Below are 21,407 nucleotides of genomic sequence, written 5' to 3' on the forward strand. Positions count from 1 at the left end.
GCGAAACTCCTTGATTGCTTTACAGATAACGGTGGGAAAGTTCTTTGCGGTACGAGGCGGGCGAGCCGAACAGCGAACGATTCAGCGCGGCCCGCTTGAGGTAGACGTGGATGTCGCTCTCCCACGTGTAGCCGATGCCACCGTGCAGTTGCATGGCCTTGCCGACGATGTCGACGGCAGCGCTGCAGGTGTACGACTTCGCCATCGCCGCGGCCACACTGGTTTCGGGCCGATCGGCAGCGACGGCTTCGACTGCGGCACTGACCAGTTGGCGCGAGACCGCGATCGCCACATGCATGTCGGCGCAGGCATGCTTGACGGCCTGGAATGACCCGATAGGCCTACCGAACTGCTCGCGCACCTTCACGTAGGCGACTGTCGCGGCGAGCATGGCCTCGGCAACCCCGAGACTGTCGCAGGCCACCGCGACGGCCGCCCGGTCACGCAGGCGGCGGGTCTGGGCGTGCGGATCCCCGGCGAAGCGGTGCACTTCGGCCACCCCGCCTGCGGTCACGGCGGCCAGCCTGCGCGTCTCGTCGAGCACGGGCTGTGGGGTGACCGTCATATGTGCCTCGACCACCGTGTCGCCGTCGATCATCAGGATCCGGTCGGCGCCCTCGGCGTCGGGCACGAACTCGAACGGCGCGAAGGCGACGGCCACCCGGGTGGCGCCGGAGGCGATGTCGGTCAGCAACCTGTCCCGAGTGGCGCTGGGCTGCAAGGCGTTCACCACTCCGACGGCAAGCACGGCACTGCCGAGAAAGCTGTTGGCGCTCGCCGCGCGGCCGATCTCCTCGCAGACGACAGCCACCTCGGCGAAGGTCGCCCCGGCGCCGCCGAGTTGCTCGGGCACCTCGAGCCCGACCCACCCCGCGGCGGCGAGCATCGGCCATGCGACCGACCTGTCCTTGGCGAGCAGGTCACCCGCCACCGAGCGCAGCTCGGCATGGAATTCATCGAATTCTCCTGCCATCAGACTCTGCCTGACTCTCGTGGCAGGCCGAGGCCACGTTCGGCGATGATGGTGCGTTGGATCTCGCTCGCGCCGCCCGGAATGGTCCACTCCCAGGAGCCGATGAAGTCCAGCAGCCACGATCCGGACTCCCAGCCGCTCGAGGCCGGTTTGGTGAGTTGGGTGTGCGCGGCCATGCCACCGATCTCGGTCCCGAAATCGGTCATCCGCTGCAGCAATTCGCTGTAGAACAGTTTGACCACCGAGGCATCGGCCGGGCCGACCGAGCTGGTCTCGCTGCGCTGCACCAACTCCCGGCACAGTCCACGCAGGCCGGCGATCTCGATCTCGAACTGCGCCAGCCGGTCGGCGACCAGCGCATCGTCGATCGGCTGGCAGGCCTGCACGAGCCAGCGGAAGCCCGCATTGCCCAGCCGCTCGGCCAGTTCCAGCATGGTCATTCCCCGCTCGGCACCAAGCGTGGCCTGCGCGACCTGCCAGCCCTGATTCTCCGCGCCGATCAGATTGGCGGCCGGGATTTCCACCCCGTCGAGGAAGATCTCGCAGAAATGCGATTCGCCGACGGCGTTGCGGATCGGTCGCACATCGACGCCCGGGCTGGCCATATCGAGCAGGAAGTACGAGATGCCGTGCCGCTTTGGAGCCTCGGGATCGGTGCGGGCCAGCAGCAGGCACCAATCAGCGTGCAATCCGCCACTGGCCCAGAGCTTCTGCCCATCGACGATGAACGTGTCGCCCACCCGTCGTGCGGTGGTGCGCAGGCTGGCCAGGTCGGATCCGGCCTCGGGCTCGGAGAACCCCTGGACCCAGATCTCGCCGTCGAGGATCGCGGGGAGATGGCGCCGCCGTTGTTCGTCGGTTCCCGCCACCAACAGGGTGGATGCGGCGTGATGGATGCCGACAAACGCCAGCACCAGCCGCGGAGCGTCATGGGCGGCCAGTTCGGAATACAGCACGATCTGCTCATCTACCGGCATGCCGCCGCCCCACTCGGCCGGCCAGTGCGGCACGGCGAAGCCTGCGGCGTGCAATTCGGCGAACCAGCCCTTCTGGAACGCCGCAAATTCCGCATCCGTGGCTCCGGTTTGGGTTTGCCGCCAGTCGGACGGAATGTGCTGCACACACCACGCGCGCACACGCTCGCGAAACTCGTCGAGTGCCGCCGTCATGAGGCCGTGGCCCGCAATTGATCCATCGTCCGTGCGACCGCTACTCCGTCGTCGAACGACGGCGTGATCTGAGTTCCGGTGCGCAGCGCCTCGGCCACCTCAGCCAGAAATGACGACAACGCAGGCGGCGGCGACCGCCGCGGGGCGGGCGGAAATTCGAATGTCTCCGGATCCTCACCGGGCCGGTGGACGACGAGCGTCGTGTCGGCCGTCAACTCGATGGAGCCGGCGCTCCCCGTGAGCGTGGCCCGCGGGGTCGTCGGCACGGCCGCGGCGAAACCGGTGTCATGGGCTGCCGTGCAGCCGTTTTCCAGCACGAACCACGCCGAATACGCGTCCTCAGCGGTCGCCTCGGGCGGCGATCCCTCGATCCGGGTGACTCCCCCGCAGGCGGTGACCTCGCTGGTGAACAGCCACCGGGTGTAGTCGATCAGGTGCGATCCGTAGGCGCCGATCCAGCCGCCCCCGAGTTCGCGGTCGTTGATCCAGCCGTACTTGCGGCCGCGCAGTCCGCTTCCGAAGAAGGTCCAGCTGAGGTGCGCAGGAGTGCCGATCGCCCCGGAATCCGCCAGCTGCTTGGCCCTGGCCCACGACTCGTTGAAACGGAACTCGAAGTTCAGAAAATTCAGGATGCCTGCCTCGTTGGCGCGATCCCGCATGGCAACCGCCTCGTCGGCGTTTCGCCCGAACGGCTTGTCGCATAACACCGGATGCCCATTGTCGATCGCCGCCATCACGTGATCGAGATGCATGAACGGCGGCGAATGCACCGACACCAGGTCGACGTCGGACGCCAGTGCGCCTTTCACTGCCGCATCGTCGCGGGGGCTCACCACCTCGACGTCGAAACCAAGCGCCTGATATGCGGGGGCGGCGGCGTACTTGCCGAACCCGGTGCCAATGACGACGACCCTCATACGAACAGCCCTTTCAGTCCAGCCCCGCCCACGCGTCGGGTCAGCAGATCCCGTGTCGCGGAAAGGCCCAACGGGAGACGCCGCAACGGCTGGCTATAACGCGAGAGCCAAGACAGAGTCGTTTCGTCGCAGAAGCCGACCGCACCGTGCAGCTGGTGGCACACCCGGAAGACGACCTCGGCCGCCTCGATGGCCGACATCCGCAACGCCAGTGCGTCATTCAGCGCATCATTCTGGGCGTCGGCGCCGCCGCTCCCGACGCTCCACAGTGTGTACTTGGCGAGGATGTCCAACCCGCTGCGCTCGACCTCGGCGTCGGTGAGCTGGAACTGCACGCTCTGAAAGTCCGACAGTGTCTTACCGAACTGCTTGCGCAGGCTGACGTGCGCGATCGTCAACTCGATCGCCCGGTCCAGCATGCCGAGCAGCGTCCAGCACTGCAGTGTCAGCGCAAGGGCGATGTCTCCCGCGCCGTTCTTGTCGATCGCCGACAGTTGCAGCTCGGTGACGAATGCCGGCCCCTCCGCGGGGTGGCCGGTCACCCTGCTCCTTGCACCGTCCAGTGTCACAGCGGCCCAGCGGGAGTCGAGTCCGGCCAGCGCGGCCGATGGCCGGGTGTCTGCCACGACCACCAGGCCGTCGACGTCGAGGTCAGTGGGTGCGGCCAGACGCTCGGCCACCGGGTAGGGCAGCGCCCAGTAGCCTGCGCTGCGGCACAGAGCAGCGGCGGCTTCCAGTCCGTCTGCGTCGGTGCGCGGGTCGAGTTCCCATGCGCCGAGTCCGGCGAGGATCGGGCCGACGAGCGACTCCCGGCTGTCGGGCTTGGCCTCGGCCTGCTGCACCAGCTGGTCACCGGCTGCCGCCTCGAAGGCCCGAAGTGCCTGATGCCCAAACTCTTTGGCATCCTCGCTGAGGTCCAGCACCATCCCTGTCATTTCGCGGCCGCGAGGAGTGAGCGGGACAGCAGGATGCGCTGCATCTCGATGCTGCCGGAAGACACGGTCGAGGCCTGCGAGTACTTCCAGTGGTCGTCGACCTCGTCGAGGAACCATCCCGCCCGCGCGTCGTCGTGTGACACCGCGGCGGCGATGTCCATCAAGACCTCTGCGCTGTCCTGATCCAGCTTGGTGACCGCGATCCGGTACGCGGCGGCGTCGCCGGGTTTGACCCGCCCCGTGCTCTGGAGTTCCACGATGCGATAGGCCATCAGACGCGCACGGCGGCAGTGCGTCAACATCCGCACCCAGCGACCGCGCAGTTCGGCGGGCAGTTCGTTCCACCGGTCGCCGAGCACCGTTGGTGCCGCCGCGAGCAGGCGTTCGCACCGTGCGTAACGGGCGATTCCGACCCGCTCGAACGAGGTCACCTCCTGCACGATCGACCAGCCCTCATCGACCGTGCCGAGCACGTCGGCCTCGGTGACCCGCAATTCGTCGAAAAACACCTCGTTGAGGTGGTGCGGGCCCATCATGCAGCGGATGGGTCGGACCTGGATGGCCGGATCGTCCATCGGCACCAGGAAGATCGTCAGACCCTGTTGCTTCTTCTCGCCTCGCGTGGTCCGGGCCAGCAAGAAGCACCACTGCGCCATCGTGGCGTAGGACGTCCAGATCTTCTGACCGCTCACCAACCAGCCGTCACCATCGCGGCGGGCCGTGGTGCGCAATGAGGCCAGGTCGCTGCCTGCCTCCGGTTCGGAGAAGCCCTGGCACCAGATCACTTCGCCACGTGCAATGGGCGGAAGATGCTTACGTTGCTGCTCTTCGGTGCCGTGCCGCATGATGATCGGCCCGACCCAGTTGACGCCCATGTACTGGGCACCGCGCGGCTCGTGATGGGCCCACATCTCCTCGCGAACCACGGTCTGTTCCCACACCGAGGCGCCGCGCCCGCCGAACTCCTGCGGCCACGCCAGGCAGAGCAACTCCTGCTCGGCGAGTGTCCGGCAAAACTGTTGCGCGACTGCCAGATCCGCGGGGTCATCGGTGAACGCCCCGAGAAAGTCGTCGGGCACATGCTGTTTCACCATGTTCCGCAGTTGTGAGCGCAGCGCCGCTGCCGGGGCACCCATGTCGAAGCTTAGGCTCATACGCCGCTCCTCCTCATCGCTCGTGCCTCGCTCTGCATCGGTCGCCGGCGGGCCTCATGCGCTCTCCACGCTCTCCACCTCGGCAAGCCCCAGCTCTGCCAGCACACTTGCGGTGTCGGCTCCGAGTTCAGGGGCGGGCCCCGCGATCCGGCCCGGCGTTCGGGAGAACCAGGTCGGCACACCCGGCATCCGGACCGGGCCCTGCGCGGTGGGCACCGTCTCGAAAAACCCGACGGCATTGAGCTGTTCGTTGTCGAACAATGCCTGCGGCGTATTCAGCGGTGCGGCCGGAATCTCCAGTTCGACGAACAACGTCAGCCACTCCTCGGTGGTCCGTTCGGTCAAGGTCTGCGCGACCAGTGAGTACACGGTGTCGATGTCGGCGGCGCGGGCCTTGAGCGTGGCGTAGCGCTCGATGTTCCAGGCGGGCTGAACCGCTTTGATGAAGCTGGCCCAATGTCTGTCGTTGTAGATCAGCGCCGAGATGTAGCCGTCCTTGGTCCGATACGGCTTGCGGTTGGGTGCCACGGTCCGGTGATACATCGCCGGACCCAGCGGCGGGTCGAACATGGCGCCGTTGGCGTGCTCGACCAGCATGAACGAGGCCATCGTCTCGAACATTGCGACCTCGACCTCCTGGCCCTCACCGGTGCGCTCACGGTGGAACAACGCCATCGTCGTCGCGTACACCGCGGTCAGCCCGGCGACCTTGTCCGCCACGATGGTCGCGACATAGTTTGCCTCACCGGTCAATTCGGCCTGCACCGCAGGCAGGCCGCACTCGGCCTGAATGGTGTCGTCATAGGCGGGGCGGTCGCGGTCGGGCCCGCGCCGGCCGTAGCCGTAGCAGTTGGTGTAGACGATCTCCGGCTTGATGGCGGCGACATCGTCGTAGCCGAACCCGAGTTTCGTGATCGCCTTGGCGCGCATCGAGTGGATGAACACGTCGGCTCCGGCGATCAGCGCTCGCAGCGCGGCCCTACCCTCATCAGACCGAAGGTCCAGCACGACACTGCGTTTGCCGCGGTTGACGTTGACGAATACCCCGCTCATACCCGGCGCCGGACCGACCGACACGTAGCGGGTGTCGTCGCCGGCGGGCGGCTCGATCTTGATGACGTCGGCACCCATATCGGCCATGATCTGGGTGCAGTACGGACCCATCACCATCGCGGTGAGGTCGATCACCCGCACTCCCGTCAGCGGGCCGGTGCTGTTCATGCTCTGCCCCTTGCCATCCCGAAGCTGTGCCCGATGTGAGCACTGTGCCCGTCGGGTACCACCGGGAAGACCCGCTGGTCGCTGATATCGCGGATCTCCTCGATGCGGGCGCCCACCTGGTCGACGGTCCACTCCGGCTGGTAGACGCCGGCGGACTCCACGACGGCCACCCGGGCGACCCGGCCTGCGATGGCGGTGAGGATCTCGCCGGTGACCGAACACGATTCGTGGGCCAGCCAGCCGACCACCGGGGCGACGAGATCGGCACCCATCGGCGGATAAGCGGACGTGTCGATGCCTTCGGCCATCCGGGTCACCGCTGCCGGAACGATGACGTTGCAGCGCACCCCGTGCTCAGCACCCTCCAGTGCGACGACGTTCGACAGCCCGATGACCCCGGCCTTGGCGGCGGCGTAGTTGGCCACCTTGTGGTTGCCGTACAGCCCGCCGATCGACGATGTCAGGACCACCCGGCCGTATCCGGCCTGGCACATCACCGGAAACGCCGCTCGCACAACGTGGAACGCGCCGCGCAGATGGACGTCGAGCACCGCGTCGAAGTCCTCGACGGTCATCTCGGCAAGCGGCGCGTGCCGGACGATCCCGGCATTGTGGATCAACACGTCGATGCGGCCGTACCGATCGGTTGCGGCCGCGACAATCGCCTGGCCGCCGGCCGGCGTCGCCACCGACTCTGTCGATGCGATCGCCTCCCCGCCCGTCGCGATGATCTCGTCGACGACCTGCTGGGCCGGCCCGCTGTCGTCACCGTCGCCGCTCAGCGCTCCGCCAGGGTCGTTGACCACGACGTTGGCTCCGAGCCGAGCGAGCAGCAGCGCGTACTCGCGGCCCAGTCCCCTGCCGGCGCCGGTGACGACGGCGACGCGATCGTCGAATCGTGCCTGCGTCGTGTCGAATCGTGGTCGTGTCATCTAGTGCCCGAGCTCCAGGCCGTCGAGATCGCCCTTGGCGCGCCATTCGGCGATCAGATCCTCGAAGGCGTAGAAGCCGGGCGAATAGAAGTCGCCGAGGAACGACCCGTTGCCTTCCCCGCCGCCGCGGCCCTCGTTGTTGTAATAGCCAGGCGTGCAGGACAGTTCGAACGCCGAATTGTCGATCGACAGTTCGCGAACGGTCGCAATCCAGCCGTCCTGGCCCTCCTGGCTCGGCTCGACGGTGATCGCACCGCGCTTCTGCGCCTCGGCGATGATGTAGGCGATGTGTTTGGCCTGCTGCTCGAACATCGCGGTGGTGTTGGCCGATACACCGCCCTGCAGGAAACCGGTGAAGAACTGGTTGGGGAAGCCGCGGCTGGTCATGCCGTGCAGCGTCTGGTAGTTGTCCTTCCAGTATTCGAAGAGCGACAACCCGTCGCGGCCCTCAATGGTGTCGATTGCGTAGCGCCTGCTGATCTCCGTGGAGATCTCGAAACCGCTCGCAAAAATGACGCAATCAACCTCGTACTCAACGCCGTTGGCGACGATCCCCTTCTCGGTCAGCCGCTCCACACCTTGGGATTCGGCCACGTCGATCAGCGTCACGTTGGACCGGTTGAAGGCGGTCAGATACTCCTCGCTGGAACACGGCCGCTTGCACATGAAGCGGTAGTACGGCTTGAGCGCCTCGGCGGTGTCGGGATCGTCGACCAGGCCTGCGATGCGCTGACGCAGGCGCTCCATGATTTTGTAGTCTTCTTCTTCCCGGAACGCCATGATCTGCTCGATGCCCACCGATGCGGGATCCTCGCTGCCCGCGATGCGCGCGGTGAGGTTGCGTCCGAGTTCGGTCCAGAAATCGCAGACCAGGTCCGGCTCGCCGAACACCACGCCGACGAACGGCGACCAGTTGTGGAAGTTGCGCTTGCGTTCCTCCTGCCAGCCGGGCTGCAGTGAGTCGGCCCACTGCGGATCGGTTGGCGTATTGGCCCGCCCATCGACCGACGACGGTGTGCGCTGGAACACGAAGAGTTGCTTGGCATCTCGACCGAGGTGCGGCACCAGCTGGACCCCGGTGGCCCCGGTGCCGACCAGCGCGACCCGCTTGTCGGCCAGCTTGGCCAGGCCGCCGTCCGCGTCACCGCCGGTGTAGTCGTAATCCCAGCGTGCGGAATGGAACACATGCCCGCCGGCATCGCGATAGGCCTTGATACCGGGGATGTTCGGCAGCTTCGGGCGGTTGTACGAGCCTTGCGCCATCACGACGAACCGGGCCCGGATGTCGTCACCGCGATCGGTGCTGATCCGCCAGCGGTTGAGCTCATCGTCCCAGCGCAGCTCGCGGACCTGCGTGGAGAACAGCGCCCCGTCGTACAGGCCGAAGTGCTTCCCGATATTGCGGCAGTGCGCGAAGATCTCGGCGCCGTCGGCGAACTTCTTCGACGGCATGAAACCGAGCTCTTCGAGCAGCGGGATGTAGCAGTAGGCGTCGTTGTCGCACTGAATCCCCGGGAACCGGTTCCAGTACCACACCCCGCCGAAGTCGCCCGCCATCTCGATGACCCGGACACCCTCGACGCCTGCCTTTTTCAGGTACGCCCCGGTCAGCAGCCCGGCGAACCCACCACCGAGGACTACGACGTCGGCGTCTTCGGCGAGCGGATCACGCGCTGTCACCGTCGTGTAGGGGTCGACCTCGTAGAAGTCCGCATAATCGCCCTCAAGCTCCAGGTACTGCGCGGATCCTTCTGGGCGCAGCCGCTTCTCCCGCTCGACGCGGTACTTCTCCCGCAACGCGTCGATGTCGACATCGGTGGGTGTCTGGGTGGGGCCGCAGTCCGCGGTCATCAATCGTTCTCCTTTGCGAGCGCGCGGGGTGCCCCGGTGCCCATGTACTTCGACAGCTGGTAGTGCAGGTTGACGGTGCTGCGCTCGCGATACGGATTGGGTTGCGTGCCGGGGAAAGCAAACGATTTCATCCCCTGCTGCACCGCCGCCATATTGGAGAAGTCCTGCGGTAGCACGCTGCGCCACCGTGGATCGCCGACCGGGGTGTACTCCCAGTCTGCTTGTGGCTCGGCCCCTTTGGGATAGAGCTCGAACACCGACACCTCGAAGATGCACTTGTCCGGGTCATAGCCCGGGTCGGGGCGCGCGCCGTAGCACAGCGCGCTGGTCAGCCCCTGCCCGATCTGGAAGTTCGGGAACAGCTGCCAGGCGGTTCCGCTCTGGCCGAGGATGTCGGCGGGGATCGTCGGCCACACCACGCCACGGGCCTCGTCGTCGCGGCGCGCCGACGCAAGCCAGTGCTCGAGCACTTTGCCTGCCGGAGTGTCCTCAGGCAGTTCGTCCACCAGTCGCAGCGCGGCGTTCACCAGCGTCTGTGTGGTGGTCGCGTTGGTCTCCTCCATCGTGTACACCTGCATCTCCGCGGTCGAGATGCGCGGGTCGCCGGTGCCGAGTCGGATCTTCGACTTGGTCTCGGCCATCTCCTCGGGTGCGTCATAGCCGATGTTGCTATGCCGGCCCTGTGCCTTGGCCCAGCCCTTGAATTCACCGAACTTGTTGAATTCCGGATGCGTGGTGAAGACGTGGTAGGTCTCGTTGAACGCCTCGAGGGCGACCTTCCAATTGCAGTCGAAATGCACCCATTTGCGCCACTTGCAGCGCATGTTCTCCAGCCCGAACGGATCGAGGATCTTGGCCGCCGGGAAAAGGTAGTCGGCCAGCGGTTCGCAGTCGGGGTCCATGTTGATCCACAGCCAGCCGCCCCAGGTGTCGACCTTCACCGATCGCAGTCGGGTGCTGGCCGGGTTCAGCGCACCCTTCCAGTCGGCTTCCTCACGGATGTGCGTGCAGGCACCGTCCAGATCGTAGGACCAGCCGTGGAATCCACAGACGAATGACTTACGGGCCCGGCCGACAGCCTGTTTCGCGCCGGGCGGGGTGTCGACGAGCCGTCGGCCGCGGTGCATGCAGACGTTGTGGTGAGCCGCAAAGGTGTCCGCGCCCGTCCGCACCACGATGATCGAGTCGTCGAGGATGTCGTAGGTCAGATAACTGCCGACCTCGGGCAGTTCCTCGACCCGGCCGACCTGCTGCCAGACCTTGCGCCACAGCTTGTCGCGTTCGGCGCGGGCGTACTCCGGCGAGATGTACGCCTCCACACCGATGGTCACCGGTTCGGTCAGCTCTTCACTACTGTCCAGATCGCCCATCGCCAACTCCTTTCAGGGTCTTCTGATTTCGTTGCGGAAGTCGCCGTCTTTGAGAAACAGCGACGTGTTGTCCGCGCCGACGTGGCTCCACCGCAGATCCAAACCCCCGTCGACGAGCAGGGTTTGGCCGGTGATGTAGCTCGACAGGTCGGACAAGAGGAACAGGATCGCGCCGGCTTGCTCCTCGGGACGTCCGCGCCGCCCCATGGCGATCGCGGCTTTGTCCCGATCGGCATCGGCGTCGACGTAGGCGTGCGACGCCGCGGTCTCGGTGACCCCGGGCGCGACGGCGTTGACCCGGATATCGTCCAGCGCCAGCTCCAGCGCCATGGTTCGGGTGGCCGCCACGATCGCCGCCTTGGCGGTGCCGTAGGCGATGTGGAAAGGCGCAGTGTTCATCCCGCTGATCGACGACACCGACACGATCGAGCCCGGCCCGCCGGCCGACCGGATCTCGGCGGCCACCGCCTGGCTCATGAAAAACATGGTCTCGAGGTTGGCGGTGAACAGCTCACGCCAGTCGGCGCGGCTGACCCGAGTGGCGGGCATCCACGTCGAGGGCGCCGCACCGCCGGCGATGTTGACCAGTCCGTGCAGCCGCCCCTCGGCCCGGCGCACCGCGTCGAGGACCGTGGCGATCCCGGCATCGGTGGCAGCGTCCGCGGCGACCGGCACGATCGGCAGCCCGCCGTCGACCAGCGGCCCGACGTGTTGGTCGAGGTTGTCTTGTGAGCGGCTGACAGCGACGACGGTGGCGCCGGCCCGGGCCACCATCTCGGTCACGGTCGTTCCGATGCCGCCGCCTCCGGCGCCCGACACCACCACGATGCGGCCGTCGAGTCTCAGGAGATCCGCCATGACCCACTTTCGTTTGCAGCAGTATTGTCCGGACAAATAGTTGGACTCTGCTGACTGGAGAACATGATTCCGCAGCAGTTATAGCACCGTCAAGGGGGTCCATGAAGATAAGTCGAGACTATTGTCTGGACTAGGTCGGCTTGGTACGGTCACGCCAATGACATCGCAGCAGGATGGGCGCTTCACCCTCGCCCAGCCCCCGGTCCTGGCGGACGGGTGGCGGATTGACCGCCGCACAAGGCCAAGCCGGCTCTTCGGCGCCAACGGCCTGCGCACCGGTCCCGACGGCCGCGTGTACATCGCCCAGGTGACCGGCAGCCAGATCAGCGCACTGGACATCGACACCGGCTCGGTCGCCACCATCAGCGCCAAAGGCGGCGACATCATCGCCCCCGACGACGTCGCGTTCGATGACGCCGGAAACCTCTACGCGACCGAGGTGATGGACGGCCGGGTCAGCGTCCGGGCCTCCGACGGAACCACCCGGGTGCTGCGCGACGACCTGCCCTGCGCCAATGGCATCACCGTGCACCGCGGCCGGTTGTTCATCGGCGAGTGCCGCGAGGGCGGCCGGCTGCTGGAGCTGGATCCGGCGAACGGCCAGACCCGCATTCTGCTGGAGAACGTGCCCTCGCCCAACGCCATGGAGGTCGGGCCGGACGGGCTGCTCTATTTCCCCGTGATGGGTGCCAACGAGATCTGGCGCATCGGTCCCGACGGTGGCAGTCCCGATGTGGTGGCGACGGGTCTCGGCGTGCCCGATGCCGTCAAGTTCGACTCCAAGGGGTTCCTGGTCTCCACCCAGGTGCACAGCGGTCAGGTACTGCGGATCGATCCGCGCACCGGCGAGCAGACGGTGTTGGCCAATCTCAGTCCGGGACTGGATAACCTGACCTTCGTCGATGACCGGCTGTTCGTCTCGAACTTCACCGGTGAGATCACCGAGGTCCTCGACGGCCTGCAGACCCGCGCGGCGCTGCCAGGCGGACTGAACTGGCCACTGGATCTCACGGTCGGGCCCGACGGCGAGCTGTACGTCGCCGACGGCACCTATTTCTACGAGCTGCGCACCGACGGCACCCTGCGCACCCTCGGCATGCTGTTCAGCCCCGGTTACCCCGGCTTCATTCGCGGTGTTGCCGCGGCCGGCCCTGGCGAGTTCGTGGTGACGACCTCGGGTGGTCAGGTGGCGCGGTTCCGCCCGGCCGAGGGTGAAAGTGATTTCCTCGCTGACGGATTGGATCAGCTCTACGGCGTCGCGCTGGGCCCGCGGGGAATCGTGGCGGTCGAACAAGGCACCGGCCGGCTGCTGTCGGTGGACGCCGGGCGCACCGAGGTGCTGGCGACCGGCCTGGACACCCCCGTCGGGGTGGCGATCGGACCCGACGGCAACCCGCTGGTCAGCGAGCGCGGCAGGGTCGTCAGGCTCAACGGCGCCACCAATGAGCCCGTGGTCGACGGATTGGGTTGCCCCCAGGGCATTCTGGTCTCCGGCGACCTGCTTTATATCGTCGACACGGACACCAAGTCGCTGATCGAGGTGGATCTCGCCAGCGGGGTCCGCACCACCATCGCCGCAGGCCTTCCGGTCGGCGCGCCGCCCGGGGTCACCCCCAAGCCGCTGCGCGGTATGCCACCGTTCTCGGGGCCGCAGGGCCCGTTCGCGGGGATCGCCGCCGGACCCGACGGCACCTTGTATGTCTCGGCGGATTCGGACGGCAGCGTGCTGGCCTTCCAGCGGACGGGCTGAGATGACGCACGCCGAGTCCGGGGATCACCGCTATATCCAGGTGGCCCGCACGCTACGCAAGGAGATCGTCGACGGCATCTACCCTGTCGGTTCCCAACTGCCCACCGAACACGAGCTGTGCCAACGGTTTTCAGTAAGCCGTTACACCGTTCGGGAAGCGCTGCGCCGCCTGCGCGAAGACAACCTGGTGTCGTCGCGACCGCGGGCGGGCACAATGGTGGTGCCTCGGCCGTCGTCACACTCCTACGTCCAGGACGTCGTGTCGATCAACGACCTGCTGGCCTTTGCCACCGGTGCCCGGTTCGCCATCGAGTCGACCGCGATGGTCACCGTCGATGACGAGCTGGCGCAGCGCAGCGGCCTCAAGGTCGGCGAACAGTGGCTGGCGGTGCGCGGATACCGCCGCGCCGAGGGCGCTGACGCACCGGTTTGCCGGACGGAGTACTACATCAACCGCGCGTTCGCCGCGGTCGGCCGGATGCTGCAGAACCACACCGGGCCGATCTTCCCCCTCATCGAGGATCTGTTCGGAATCAGCATCGTCGAGGTGCGCCAGGAGATCTCGGCCGTGCAGGTCGGGGTTGAGCTGGCGGATGCGCTCAAGGTCGAGCCGGGCACGCCCGCGCTCGAGATGCAGCGCACGTACTCAACCTCGGACGGCGAGATCGCGCAGGTGACGGTGAACACGCACCCCGGCGCCCGGTTCCGCCACTCGATGACGATGCGACGAGTCAAGGGCTAGCGGGCGTGCGTACCGCACAGCGGGATTCCGAGCTGGCCGCCCAGTCCTACGCAAGCGGGCTGTGGGTGCGGGAAACCTTGGCCGACGCCCTGGCCACGGCCGCCCGAGACACCCCGCGCCGGGAGGTCCTCGTCGACGGCTCGGTGCGCCTGAACTGCGAAACGCTGCACACCCGGGCCAACGAGCTGGCCGCCGCGATGTCAGCCCGCATGGCTTCCGGCAGCGTGGTGTCGTTCATGCTGCCCAACTGGCACGAGGCGGCGATCGTCTATCACGCTGCAACGGTGGCCGGCATGGTGGCCAACCCGATCCTGCCATCGCTGCGCGATCACGAGCTGGCCTTCATCCTCGCCGATGCCGACGTCCGAATGATCTTCATCCCCGCCGAATTCGGCGGCCACGACTATGCGGCGATGCTGCAGCGCGTCACGACGGGGATGCCGTCGCCGCCCACGGTCGTCGTGGTGCGTGGTCAGCCACAGTCGGGACAGGTCCGCTTCGACTCGCTCGAGGCTGAGGCGCCCGCGCTGCCCGCCACACTGGACCCCGACGCGGTCCGGATGATCCTCTACACCTCTGGCACCACCGGACGGCCGAAAGGTGTTCTCCACAGCCAGAATTCGATCCATGCGTTGATACGCCAGCTCGGCGAGCAGTGGCGGGTCGAGCCTGGGTCGGTGTATCTGGTGCCCTCCCCCATCGCCCACATCGGCGGGTCGATCTACGCCTTCGAATTCCCGATCCTGCTGGACACGACCGCGGTGCTGATGGACCGCTGGGATCCCGACGCCGCGGTCGCGCTGATGGTCGGTGAGCGGTGCACGCACATGTCCGGCGCGACACCGTTTCTGCAGCATCTGCTGGGCGCCGCCGAGCGGGCCGGCACCCACTTGCCGGACCTGAAGGTGTTCATCTGCGGCGGCGCCTCGGTGCCACCGGCGCTGATCCGCAGCGCCGCCGGCTATTTCGACAGCGCCGTCGTCACCCGCGTGTACGGCTCGACGGAGGTGCCCGTCATCACCGTTGGCGCAGACGGCGACCTCGATCATGCCGCCGACACCGACGGTCGGCCCGGAATCGCCGACGTCGTGATCGCCGGGGACGGCGAAATCCGTGCCCGCGGACCGCAGATGCTGCTGGGCTACCTGCATCCCGAGGATGAGGCCGAAGCGTTCGACGCGGACGGCTACTTCCGAACCGGCGACCTCGGCCACTGGGTGGACGACCATTTTCTCGTCGTCACCGGGCGAGCCAAGGACATCGTGATCCGCAACGGGGAGAACATCGCGCCCAAGGAAGTCGAGGACGTGCTGCTCGGCCACCCCGACATTCGCGAGATCGCGATAGTCGGGATTCCTGATCCGCGTACCGGCGAGCGGGCGTGTGCGGTGGTGGTCGCCGACACTCTGCCGGGGCCGGGCATCGCCGATCTGCGAGACTTCCTGCAGGCCACCGGTGTCGCAAAATTCAAATGGCCCGAACAGGTCGCCGTCTGGGACTCGTTGCCCAAAAATGACGCGGGCAAGATACTCAAACATCGGATCAGAGCAAGGTTGGTCGAGGCGGATGGGTGACATGCAGGTAGCGGTGGTGACCGGCGCGAGCAGCGGAATCGGATTCGCCTGCGCCACACAACTCGCCGGGATGGGAATGGCCGTCGTCGGGACCGGACGCGACACCGAGCGCCTGACCGGACTAGCCGACGCGATCGGTGATCCCGACCGGATCGCCACCCTCGCCGTCGACCTCACGGATGACGATGCCCCACAACGCATTGTCGACCTGGCGGTTTCCCGGTGGGGCCACATCGACTTCCTGATCAACAACGCCGGGCTCGGCAGCCCCAAGCCGTTGCACGAAACCGACGACGAGACACTGGATTACTTCCTCGGTGTGATGCTTCGTGCCCCGTTCCGGCTGGCTCGCGACGTGATCCCGCACATGCGGCCAGGATCGGCGATCATCAACATCACCTCGACCTTCGCGGTGGTCGGCGGCCTTCGCGGTGGCGCCTACTCCGCCGCCAAAGGCGGCCTGACCGCATTGACCACACACATCGCGTGCCAGTACGGCGCACAGGGGATCCGCAGTAACGCGGTTGCCCCCGGGGTGACAGTGACCCCGATGGTCGAGCACCGCCTCGAAGACCCGGGATTCAAGAAAATGCAGACCGAGATGACGCCACACACCCGGTTGGGGCGCGTCGAGGACATCGCCGGCACGGTGGCGTTCCTGTGTTCCCCCGCAGGCAGTTTCATCAACGGGCAGACCATCGTCGTCGACGGCGGCTGGAGCTCCACGAAATACCTGTCAGACTTCGGGCTGTCCTCGGAGTGGGTCGCGCGGTGAACCTGTTCGCCACCCTCGATCAGGCCGCCGCTCGATTCGGAGACCGGGGTGCGGTCTACCGCGGTGAGCAGCAGCTCCACACCTGGGATGAGTTGCGGGAGCGCGCATTGCGGCTGGCTGCCTCATTGCGCCGCACGTACGCACCGGGGCAGCGGATCGCGATCGCCAGCGAGAACCGGGCCGAGATCGTCGAGTTGTTCTACGCGGTGTGGGCCGCCGAGTGCGTCGTCGTCCCGGTCAACTTCAAGCTGCATCCCCGCGAGATGGTGCAGATCCTCGAAGATTCTGGTGCCGCAACCGTATTCGCCTCACCGAAGATCGCAGCCGAGCTGGCGCCGCAGTCCCCCGTCGTCGTCGAGCTGATCGGTGGGCCGGACTACGAGCAGCTCTTCAGCCCGCCGCCCGCGGCGATTCCCTCGACGGACCCCGCCACGCTGGCCTGGCTGTTCTACACCAGTGGTACGACTGGCCGCTCGAAGGGCGCGATGCTGTCGCACCGCAACCTCATCGCGATGGCAGTGTCACACCTGGCCGACATCGACTCTCCCGATGAGAACTGCAGCCTGCTGCACGCCGCCCCGATGTCACACGGGTCGGGGCTCTACATCGTCCCGTATGTCCTGCGCGGTGCCCGCCAAGTGGTGCCCGCATCGGGAGTCTTCGATCCCGACGAGTTCCTCGACCTGTGCGATCTGCATCCGGGATCGTCAGCGTTCCTGGCGCCCACCATGATTCAGCGCCTCGTCGGTACCGGACGCAACGCGCCGGCCGCGCTGCGCACGATCGTCTATGGAGGCGGCCCGATGTACGTCGACGGCCTCAAGAAGGCGATGGCGGCGTTCGGTCCGATTTTCGCCCAGATCTATGGTCAGGGCGAAGCGCCGATGACGATCACCGGACTACGCCGTGCCGATCACGAGTCGGACGACGACGCGGTCCTCGGCTCGGTGGGCTATCCACGCTCCGGGGTCGAGGTGGCGGTGCTTGGCCAGGACGGCGCGCCGGTCGAGCCGGGCCAGATCGGCGAGATCGCCTGCTGTGGCGATGTGGTGATGTCCGGTTACTGGAACAACGCCGACGCGACCCGCGCCACCCTGAAGGATGGCTGGCTCTACACCGGCGACATGGGCTCCTATGACCAGCACGGGTACCTGACGCTGCGGGATCGCTCCAAGGATGTGGTGATCAGCGGCGGCAGCAATATCTACCCGCGGGAGGTCGAAGAGGCGCTGCTGGAGCACCCCGGTGTGACCGAGGCATGTGTGGTCGGCGCCCCGGATCCCGAGTGGGGCGAGGCCGTCGTGGCATTCATCGTGGGCTCGGCCGCCGACGGTGCTCTCGACGCTCACCTGCTGGATCGGATCGCCCGGTTCAAGCGCCCCAAGCGATATGTCTTCGTCGACGAGCTGCCCAAGAACAGCTATGGCAAGGTGCTCAAGCGGGAATTGCGCGCCCGGCTCGGGTAACGACATTCTCCTCTGCATAGAATGCCGCTATGTCCCAGGATTACCGCTTCCTCACCTATGAAGAGCTCGATGACGGCCGCATCGCGCGCATCATGCTCAACCGGCCCGACGCGCGCAACGCTCAGAACCGCGGCCTGCTGGTGGAACTCAACGAAGCGTTCCTGCACGCCGAAGCCGACGACAAGGTCCGAGTGGTCATCCTGGGCGGTCATGGCCCGATGTTCTCCTCCGGCCACGACCTTGGATCCGCGGTGTCGCGCGCCGAGTACACGCCGGGGCCGGACCAGCACCCGAGCTTCCAGGGGAATGGCGCCACCCGCGAGGGTGCGGAGAAACTCATGCTGCAGGAATGGCAGCACTTCTTCACCAACACCCGCCGCTGGCGCGACCTGCGCAAGATCACCGTCGCGCAGGTGCACGGTGACGTCTACGCCGCCGCGCTGATGCTGATGTGGGCGTGTGACCTGATCGTCGCCGCCGAGGGCACCCGATTCGCCGACGTGGTGGGGACCCGGCTGGGCATGTGCGGTGTCGAGTACTTCGCCCACCCGTGGGAGTTCGGCCCCCGCAAGACCAAGGAGCTGATGCTCACCGGTGACGCGATGGAGGTCGACGAGGCCTATCAGCTGGGCATGATCTCGAAGGTTTTCCCGGAGGCCGAACTCGCCGACAAAACGCTGGCATTCGCCCGCCGGATCGCCGAAGTGCCGACCATGGCGGCGCTGCTGGCCAAGGAGGCGGTCAACCAGACCGTCGACAACATGGGCTTCTACAACTCGCTCAATGCCTGTTTCACCCTGCACCAGCTCAACCACTCGCACTGGGCACAGGTGCACGAGGAGGGTTGGCCGGTGGGCCTCGAGGAAGACGGCCTGCCGAACTGGAAAACCGCTCCGCCGATCGTGCCCGCGGTCAAGGATCAGGTCCGCGCCGAGGGCTGAGCTCACCTTCTTTCTTCGCCGGCTGTGCGGTCTCAACCGCGCGGCCGGCGTCGTATTTGCACGCCAGATCGCGATCACGGCAAAGCACCGTTTTCACCTCACCTGAATCGATCAAGTCATTACATACGCATCACGGCTGCGCTCGCGCAGTTCGCCGGCCCACTCGCAGCTGTGTAACGGCTGATAAAGCCGAGTTGCCGAAAGATGCTGGTATAGCGTTTAATTCACAGACCGCGCAAAGCCGCAGCATCCGATTAGCTTCTGATTTCTCACTGAAACTGTTAGGTGCGCCACACCATTTCACGAAAAGTGGTGGAAAGCACAGACTTTGGTATGTGCGCAAATTAGTTGTTAGCTTTTGCCACATGTTTGCAATCGCGACCTTGATGAGTCTGATCAGTCAGGTGTCAGGCACGCCGTACATCCCCGGTGGGGACAGTCCGGCTGGCACCGACTGCTCAGGGCTGGTCTCCTGGGTGTCCAATGCGGCTACCGACAGGCCCGTATTCGGCAGCCGGTTCCACACCGGCAATGAGGAAGCCGCCCTCCTCGCCCGCGGCTTCCACTATGGAACCGCTCCGAACTCGCTCGTGATCGGCTGGAACGGCGGACACACCGCTGCCACCCTGCCCGACGGCACCCCGGTCTCCAGTGGCGAGGGCGGCGGTGTGCGGGTCGGTGGCGGTGGCGCCTATCAGCCGCAGTTCACCCACCACATGTACCTGCCAATGCCGGCCGACGACATGCAGGATCCGCTGGCGCCGCCGCCCGACGCCCCGGCACCGGATGCTCCCCCGCCGGATGCGCCCGTGTTCGTCGACGCCGCGTTCGACGCGCCACCGCCCGCGGATCAGCCGCTCCCGCCTCCCGCCGGTGACATGGTGCCCGCAGGTGCCGAGATGGCACCGCCGGCAGGCGATCCCGTTCCCCAGCCCGCCTAAAAACCCCACGCTTCAGAAGTCTTGCGGCACTCAGGCTTCCGCATCGAGGCTCAATGCCCCCTCCGGGCAGGCGGCCACGCCGTCCCGGGTGCGCTGTTCGTCCCCCGGCGCGACGTCATGGTCGGCGAGGATCGAATAACCCATGTCGTCGATCGGGAACAGATCGGGGTCGACTCCATAGCACTGTGCATGGCCCACGCATCTGGACCTTTCGAGACGGACCCGCATCGGATCAGGCTAGCCGCGATCGTCAGGGGTTGATTGTGTTCTCGCCGACCTGACGGCCCCACACGTATTCGGTGAGCAGCGGCTGGCCGAGTTCGAAGTGGTTGTACGGCGCCAGCGAGGCGCCGTCGTCGACCACCAGGTAAGGCGCCGGCCAGAAATTCCTGTCGACGGTCTGCCAGCACCCTGGTGCACCGCCGGGCCCGCCCCTGCCATTGGTTCGCGGCAGATTGTCCGGATAGACATAAGGATTGGGCGCGCCAAGGATCTCGGTCATCGTGGTGAGCGAGTATCCGTTGCCGCCGAAGGCATCCAGCGCAGCCGGTGACACCTCGGCGATATTGCGGATGCTGCAGAAGAGCTCCGGGCTGTACGTGTCGAGCAGACGGCTACTGGTCACCAGGTCGGCCATTGCGCGCACAAAATAGGGACTGCCCCGTTCGAAGATGTCGGCACCGGTATTGCCGAACCCGATGGAGGCCAGCAGTGCGGCGTCGATGTCCTTCTGCTGGGCGTTCAGCGAGTGCGCGGTGATGACCAGGTTGTCGAGCGCGTTCCACAGGTCCGGGCTGGCCTTGGTGTAGACATCAGCCAGATCGGCCAAGCGCTGGACGTCGCGACGGATCTGCGGCATTTGCGGATTGACGTCGTCGAGCACCGCGTTGCCGTTGACCAGGGATTGCCCGAACTTGGTGCCCAGACCATTCAGTGCCTCGGCGGTCGCCGACAGCGTGAGGTTGAGCTTGACCGGGTCCACCTTTTCGGCGATCGAGGTGACCGTCTCGAACAGCGTATTGAACTCGGTGGTGACCGAGGAGGCATCGATGACGTCGGAACTCGTCAGCCGATTGGTGGCCGGGTTTTTCGGCGTCGACAGCGCTACGTACTTATTTCCGAATACCGTGCTGGCCTTGATGTCGGCGTGCACGTTTGCCGGGATGCTTGCCAGATAGCGGGGGTCGACGTCGAGCGTCACCTTCGCCATCATCTTTCCGTCGCGCTCAGCCGAGGCCACCTTGCCGACGCGGCCGATGATCACGCCGTTGTACGTGACCTTCGATCCCGCATCCATCACCAGGCCCGCCCGGCCGGACATCAGCGTCAGCGCCACCCGCGGGGACAGGTCACCGCGGAATTGCAGATAGATCACCGTGACAACGCCAATGATGAGGGCCAGGAACGCAATGCCTGCGGCCTTGAGCGGGGGCCGGTCGCGCCGCGTGCTCATCGCAGCGCCCAGCTGTCGGGGTCGTCATCGGCCGGCCAACCGCCGGACATATCGCCTCCTTGACCCCGACTCTCGAGTGAAAAGGACCCCCGTCACACTGACCGTTGGTCAGTGACGTGGACCACAGGAATGTACCCGATTTTGTATCCGAGGAGAACGGCATCGGTGCAATTCGCCGCAATGGCGGTTGGGGCCTTAGGCTTTCGCTGCCGTCAATAACCGGACGGCTGCGCGGTAGATCGTGGACCCTGTTGGTGCACAACACATTTCGGAATCAGATCCAAACCACTTCGCCAGCGGCCCAAACGACGCCGCGAGGGGGTCCGCCACATTTGCTGGGTGCTCGGCTCGCACTGCCCCGGCCGCCAGGGTGCGCCAAACCCAC

The 21,407-nt window shown here is 66.3% G+C and carries 19 protein-coding genes; 7 read left to right on the forward strand and 12 right to left on the reverse strand.

What is annotated here, in order from left to right; all coding sequences use genetic code 11:
* Positions 1-19: 19 nt before the first annotated feature.
* The 10 genes from SLQ31_RS16465 to SLQ31_RS16510 are packed head-to-tail and all read right to left on the reverse strand — an operon-like array spanning position 20 to position 11,380.
* The gene (locus SLQ31_RS16465) at positions 20-973 is read right to left on the reverse strand and encodes an acyl-CoA dehydrogenase family protein (RefSeq protein ID WP_319434436.1); all 954 of its coding nucleotides are present in this window, start codon (positions 971-973) and stop codon (positions 20-22) included.
* The gene (locus SLQ31_RS16470; protein ID WP_319434438.1) at positions 973-2,142 is read right to left on the reverse strand and encodes an acyl-CoA dehydrogenase family protein; all 1,170 of its coding nucleotides are present in this window, start codon (positions 2,140-2,142) and stop codon (positions 973-975) included. Before SLQ31_RS16470 ends, SLQ31_RS16465 begins: the two co-directional genes overlap by 1 nt.
* Complete coding sequence (locus tag SLQ31_RS16475) at positions 2,139-3,059, reverse strand: Gfo/Idh/MocA family oxidoreductase (RefSeq protein ID WP_319434440.1); 921 nt, start codon at positions 3,057-3,059, stop codon at positions 2,139-2,141. Before SLQ31_RS16475 ends, SLQ31_RS16470 begins: the two co-directional genes overlap by 4 nt.
* The gene (locus SLQ31_RS16480) at positions 3,056-3,985 is read right to left on the reverse strand and encodes an acyl-CoA dehydrogenase family protein (protein WP_319434442.1); all 930 of its coding nucleotides are present in this window, start codon (positions 3,983-3,985) and stop codon (positions 3,056-3,058) included. Before SLQ31_RS16480 ends, SLQ31_RS16475 begins: the two co-directional genes overlap by 4 nt.
* 5 nt (positions 3,986-3,990) lie before the next feature.
* Positions 3,991-5,148: an acyl-CoA dehydrogenase family protein gene (locus SLQ31_RS16485; RefSeq protein ID WP_319434444.1), complete on the reverse strand. Its 1,158-nt coding sequence runs from the start codon at positions 5,146-5,148 to the stop codon at positions 3,991-3,993.
* A 54-nt stretch (positions 5,149-5,202) separates the two neighbouring features.
* On the reverse strand, positions 5,203-6,369 hold the full coding sequence (locus SLQ31_RS16490; RefSeq protein ID WP_319434446.1) for a CoA transferase: 1,167 nt from the start codon (positions 6,367-6,369) through the stop codon (positions 5,203-5,205).
* Positions 6,366-7,301 carry an SDR family NAD(P)-dependent oxidoreductase gene (locus SLQ31_RS16495; RefSeq protein WP_319434448.1) on the reverse strand — a complete coding sequence of 312 codons (936 nt, stop codon included), beginning with the start codon at positions 7,299-7,301 and terminating at the stop codon, positions 6,366-6,368. Before SLQ31_RS16495 ends, SLQ31_RS16490 begins: the two co-directional genes overlap by 4 nt.
* Positions 7,302-9,152: an NAD(P)/FAD-dependent oxidoreductase gene (locus SLQ31_RS16500; RefSeq protein ID WP_319434451.1), complete on the reverse strand. Its 1,851-nt coding sequence runs from the start codon at positions 9,150-9,152 to the stop codon at positions 7,302-7,304.
* Positions 9,152-10,522, reverse strand: coding sequence for an aromatic ring-hydroxylating dioxygenase subunit alpha (locus SLQ31_RS16505; protein ID WP_319434453.1), 1,371 nt, complete (start codon positions 10,520-10,522; stop codon positions 9,152-9,154). The genes SLQ31_RS16500 and SLQ31_RS16505 overlap by 1 nt, the downstream gene beginning before the upstream one ends.
* A 12-nt stretch (positions 10,523-10,534) precedes the next feature.
* Positions 10,535-11,380 carry an SDR family oxidoreductase gene (locus SLQ31_RS16510; RefSeq protein ID WP_319434455.1) on the reverse strand — a complete coding sequence of 282 codons (846 nt, stop codon included), beginning with the start codon at positions 11,378-11,380 and terminating at the stop codon, positions 10,535-10,537.
* 157 nt (positions 11,381-11,537) lie between these two features.
* On the opposite strand from SLQ31_RS16510, the gene SLQ31_RS16515 reads away from it, so the two are divergent.
* From SLQ31_RS16515 to SLQ31_RS16545, 7 genes are all read left to right on the forward strand, one after another.
* Positions 11,538-13,130, forward strand: a complete 1,593-nt coding sequence (locus tag SLQ31_RS16515) for an SMP-30/gluconolactonase/LRE family protein (protein ID WP_319434457.1) — start codon at positions 11,538-11,540, stop codon at positions 13,128-13,130.
* Position 13,131: 1 nt separating this feature from the next.
* Positions 13,132-13,872 (forward strand): GntR family transcriptional regulator, encoded by a 741-nt coding sequence (locus SLQ31_RS16520; RefSeq protein WP_319434459.1) that lies wholly within the window; start codon positions 13,132-13,134, stop codon positions 13,870-13,872.
* A 5-nt stretch (positions 13,873-13,877) separates the two neighbouring features.
* Positions 13,878-15,446, forward strand: coding sequence for an AMP-binding protein (locus tag SLQ31_RS16525; protein WP_319434461.1), 1,569 nt, complete (start codon positions 13,878-13,880; stop codon positions 15,444-15,446).
* Entirely contained in the window at positions 15,439-16,221 is a 783-nt protein-coding gene (locus SLQ31_RS16530) for an SDR family oxidoreductase (protein ID WP_319434463.1), read from the forward strand. Before SLQ31_RS16525 ends, SLQ31_RS16530 begins: the two co-directional genes overlap by 8 nt.
* The gene (locus tag SLQ31_RS16535) at positions 16,206-17,687 is read left to right on the forward strand and encodes an AMP-binding protein (RefSeq protein ID WP_319434465.1); all 1,482 of its coding nucleotides are present in this window, start codon (positions 16,206-16,208) and stop codon (positions 17,685-17,687) included. The genes SLQ31_RS16530 and SLQ31_RS16535 overlap by 16 nt, the downstream gene beginning before the upstream one ends.
* A gap of 29 nt (positions 17,688-17,716) precedes the next feature.
* Positions 17,717-18,628 (forward strand): enoyl-CoA hydratase, encoded by a 912-nt coding sequence (locus tag SLQ31_RS16540; RefSeq protein WP_319434467.1) that lies wholly within the window; start codon positions 17,717-17,719, stop codon positions 18,626-18,628.
* Positions 18,629-18,993: 365 nt separating this feature from the next.
* Positions 18,994-19,569 carry a peptidoglycan endopeptidase gene (locus tag SLQ31_RS16545; protein ID WP_319434469.1) on the forward strand — a complete coding sequence of 192 codons (576 nt, stop codon included), beginning with the start codon at positions 18,994-18,996 and terminating at the stop codon, positions 19,567-19,569.
* A gap of 30 nt (positions 19,570-19,599) precedes the next feature.
* Here the strand turns inward: SLQ31_RS16545 and SLQ31_RS16550 are convergent, their stop codons facing one another.
* Positions 19,600-19,797 (reverse strand): ferredoxin, encoded by a 198-nt coding sequence (locus tag SLQ31_RS16550; protein WP_319434471.1) that lies wholly within the window; start codon positions 19,795-19,797, stop codon positions 19,600-19,602.
* Positions 19,798-19,819: 22 nt separating this feature from the next.
* Positions 19,820-21,022: an MCE family protein gene (locus tag SLQ31_RS16555; protein ID WP_319434473.1), complete on the reverse strand. Its 1,203-nt coding sequence runs from the start codon at positions 21,020-21,022 to the stop codon at positions 19,820-19,822.
* Positions 21,023-21,407: the final 385 nt, after the last annotated feature.

Source organism: Mycobacterium sp. RTGN5, assembly GCF_033804465.1.
In the GTDB taxonomy this organism is placed as follows: Bacteria; Actinomycetota; Actinomycetes; order Mycobacteriales; family Mycobacteriaceae; genus Mycobacterium.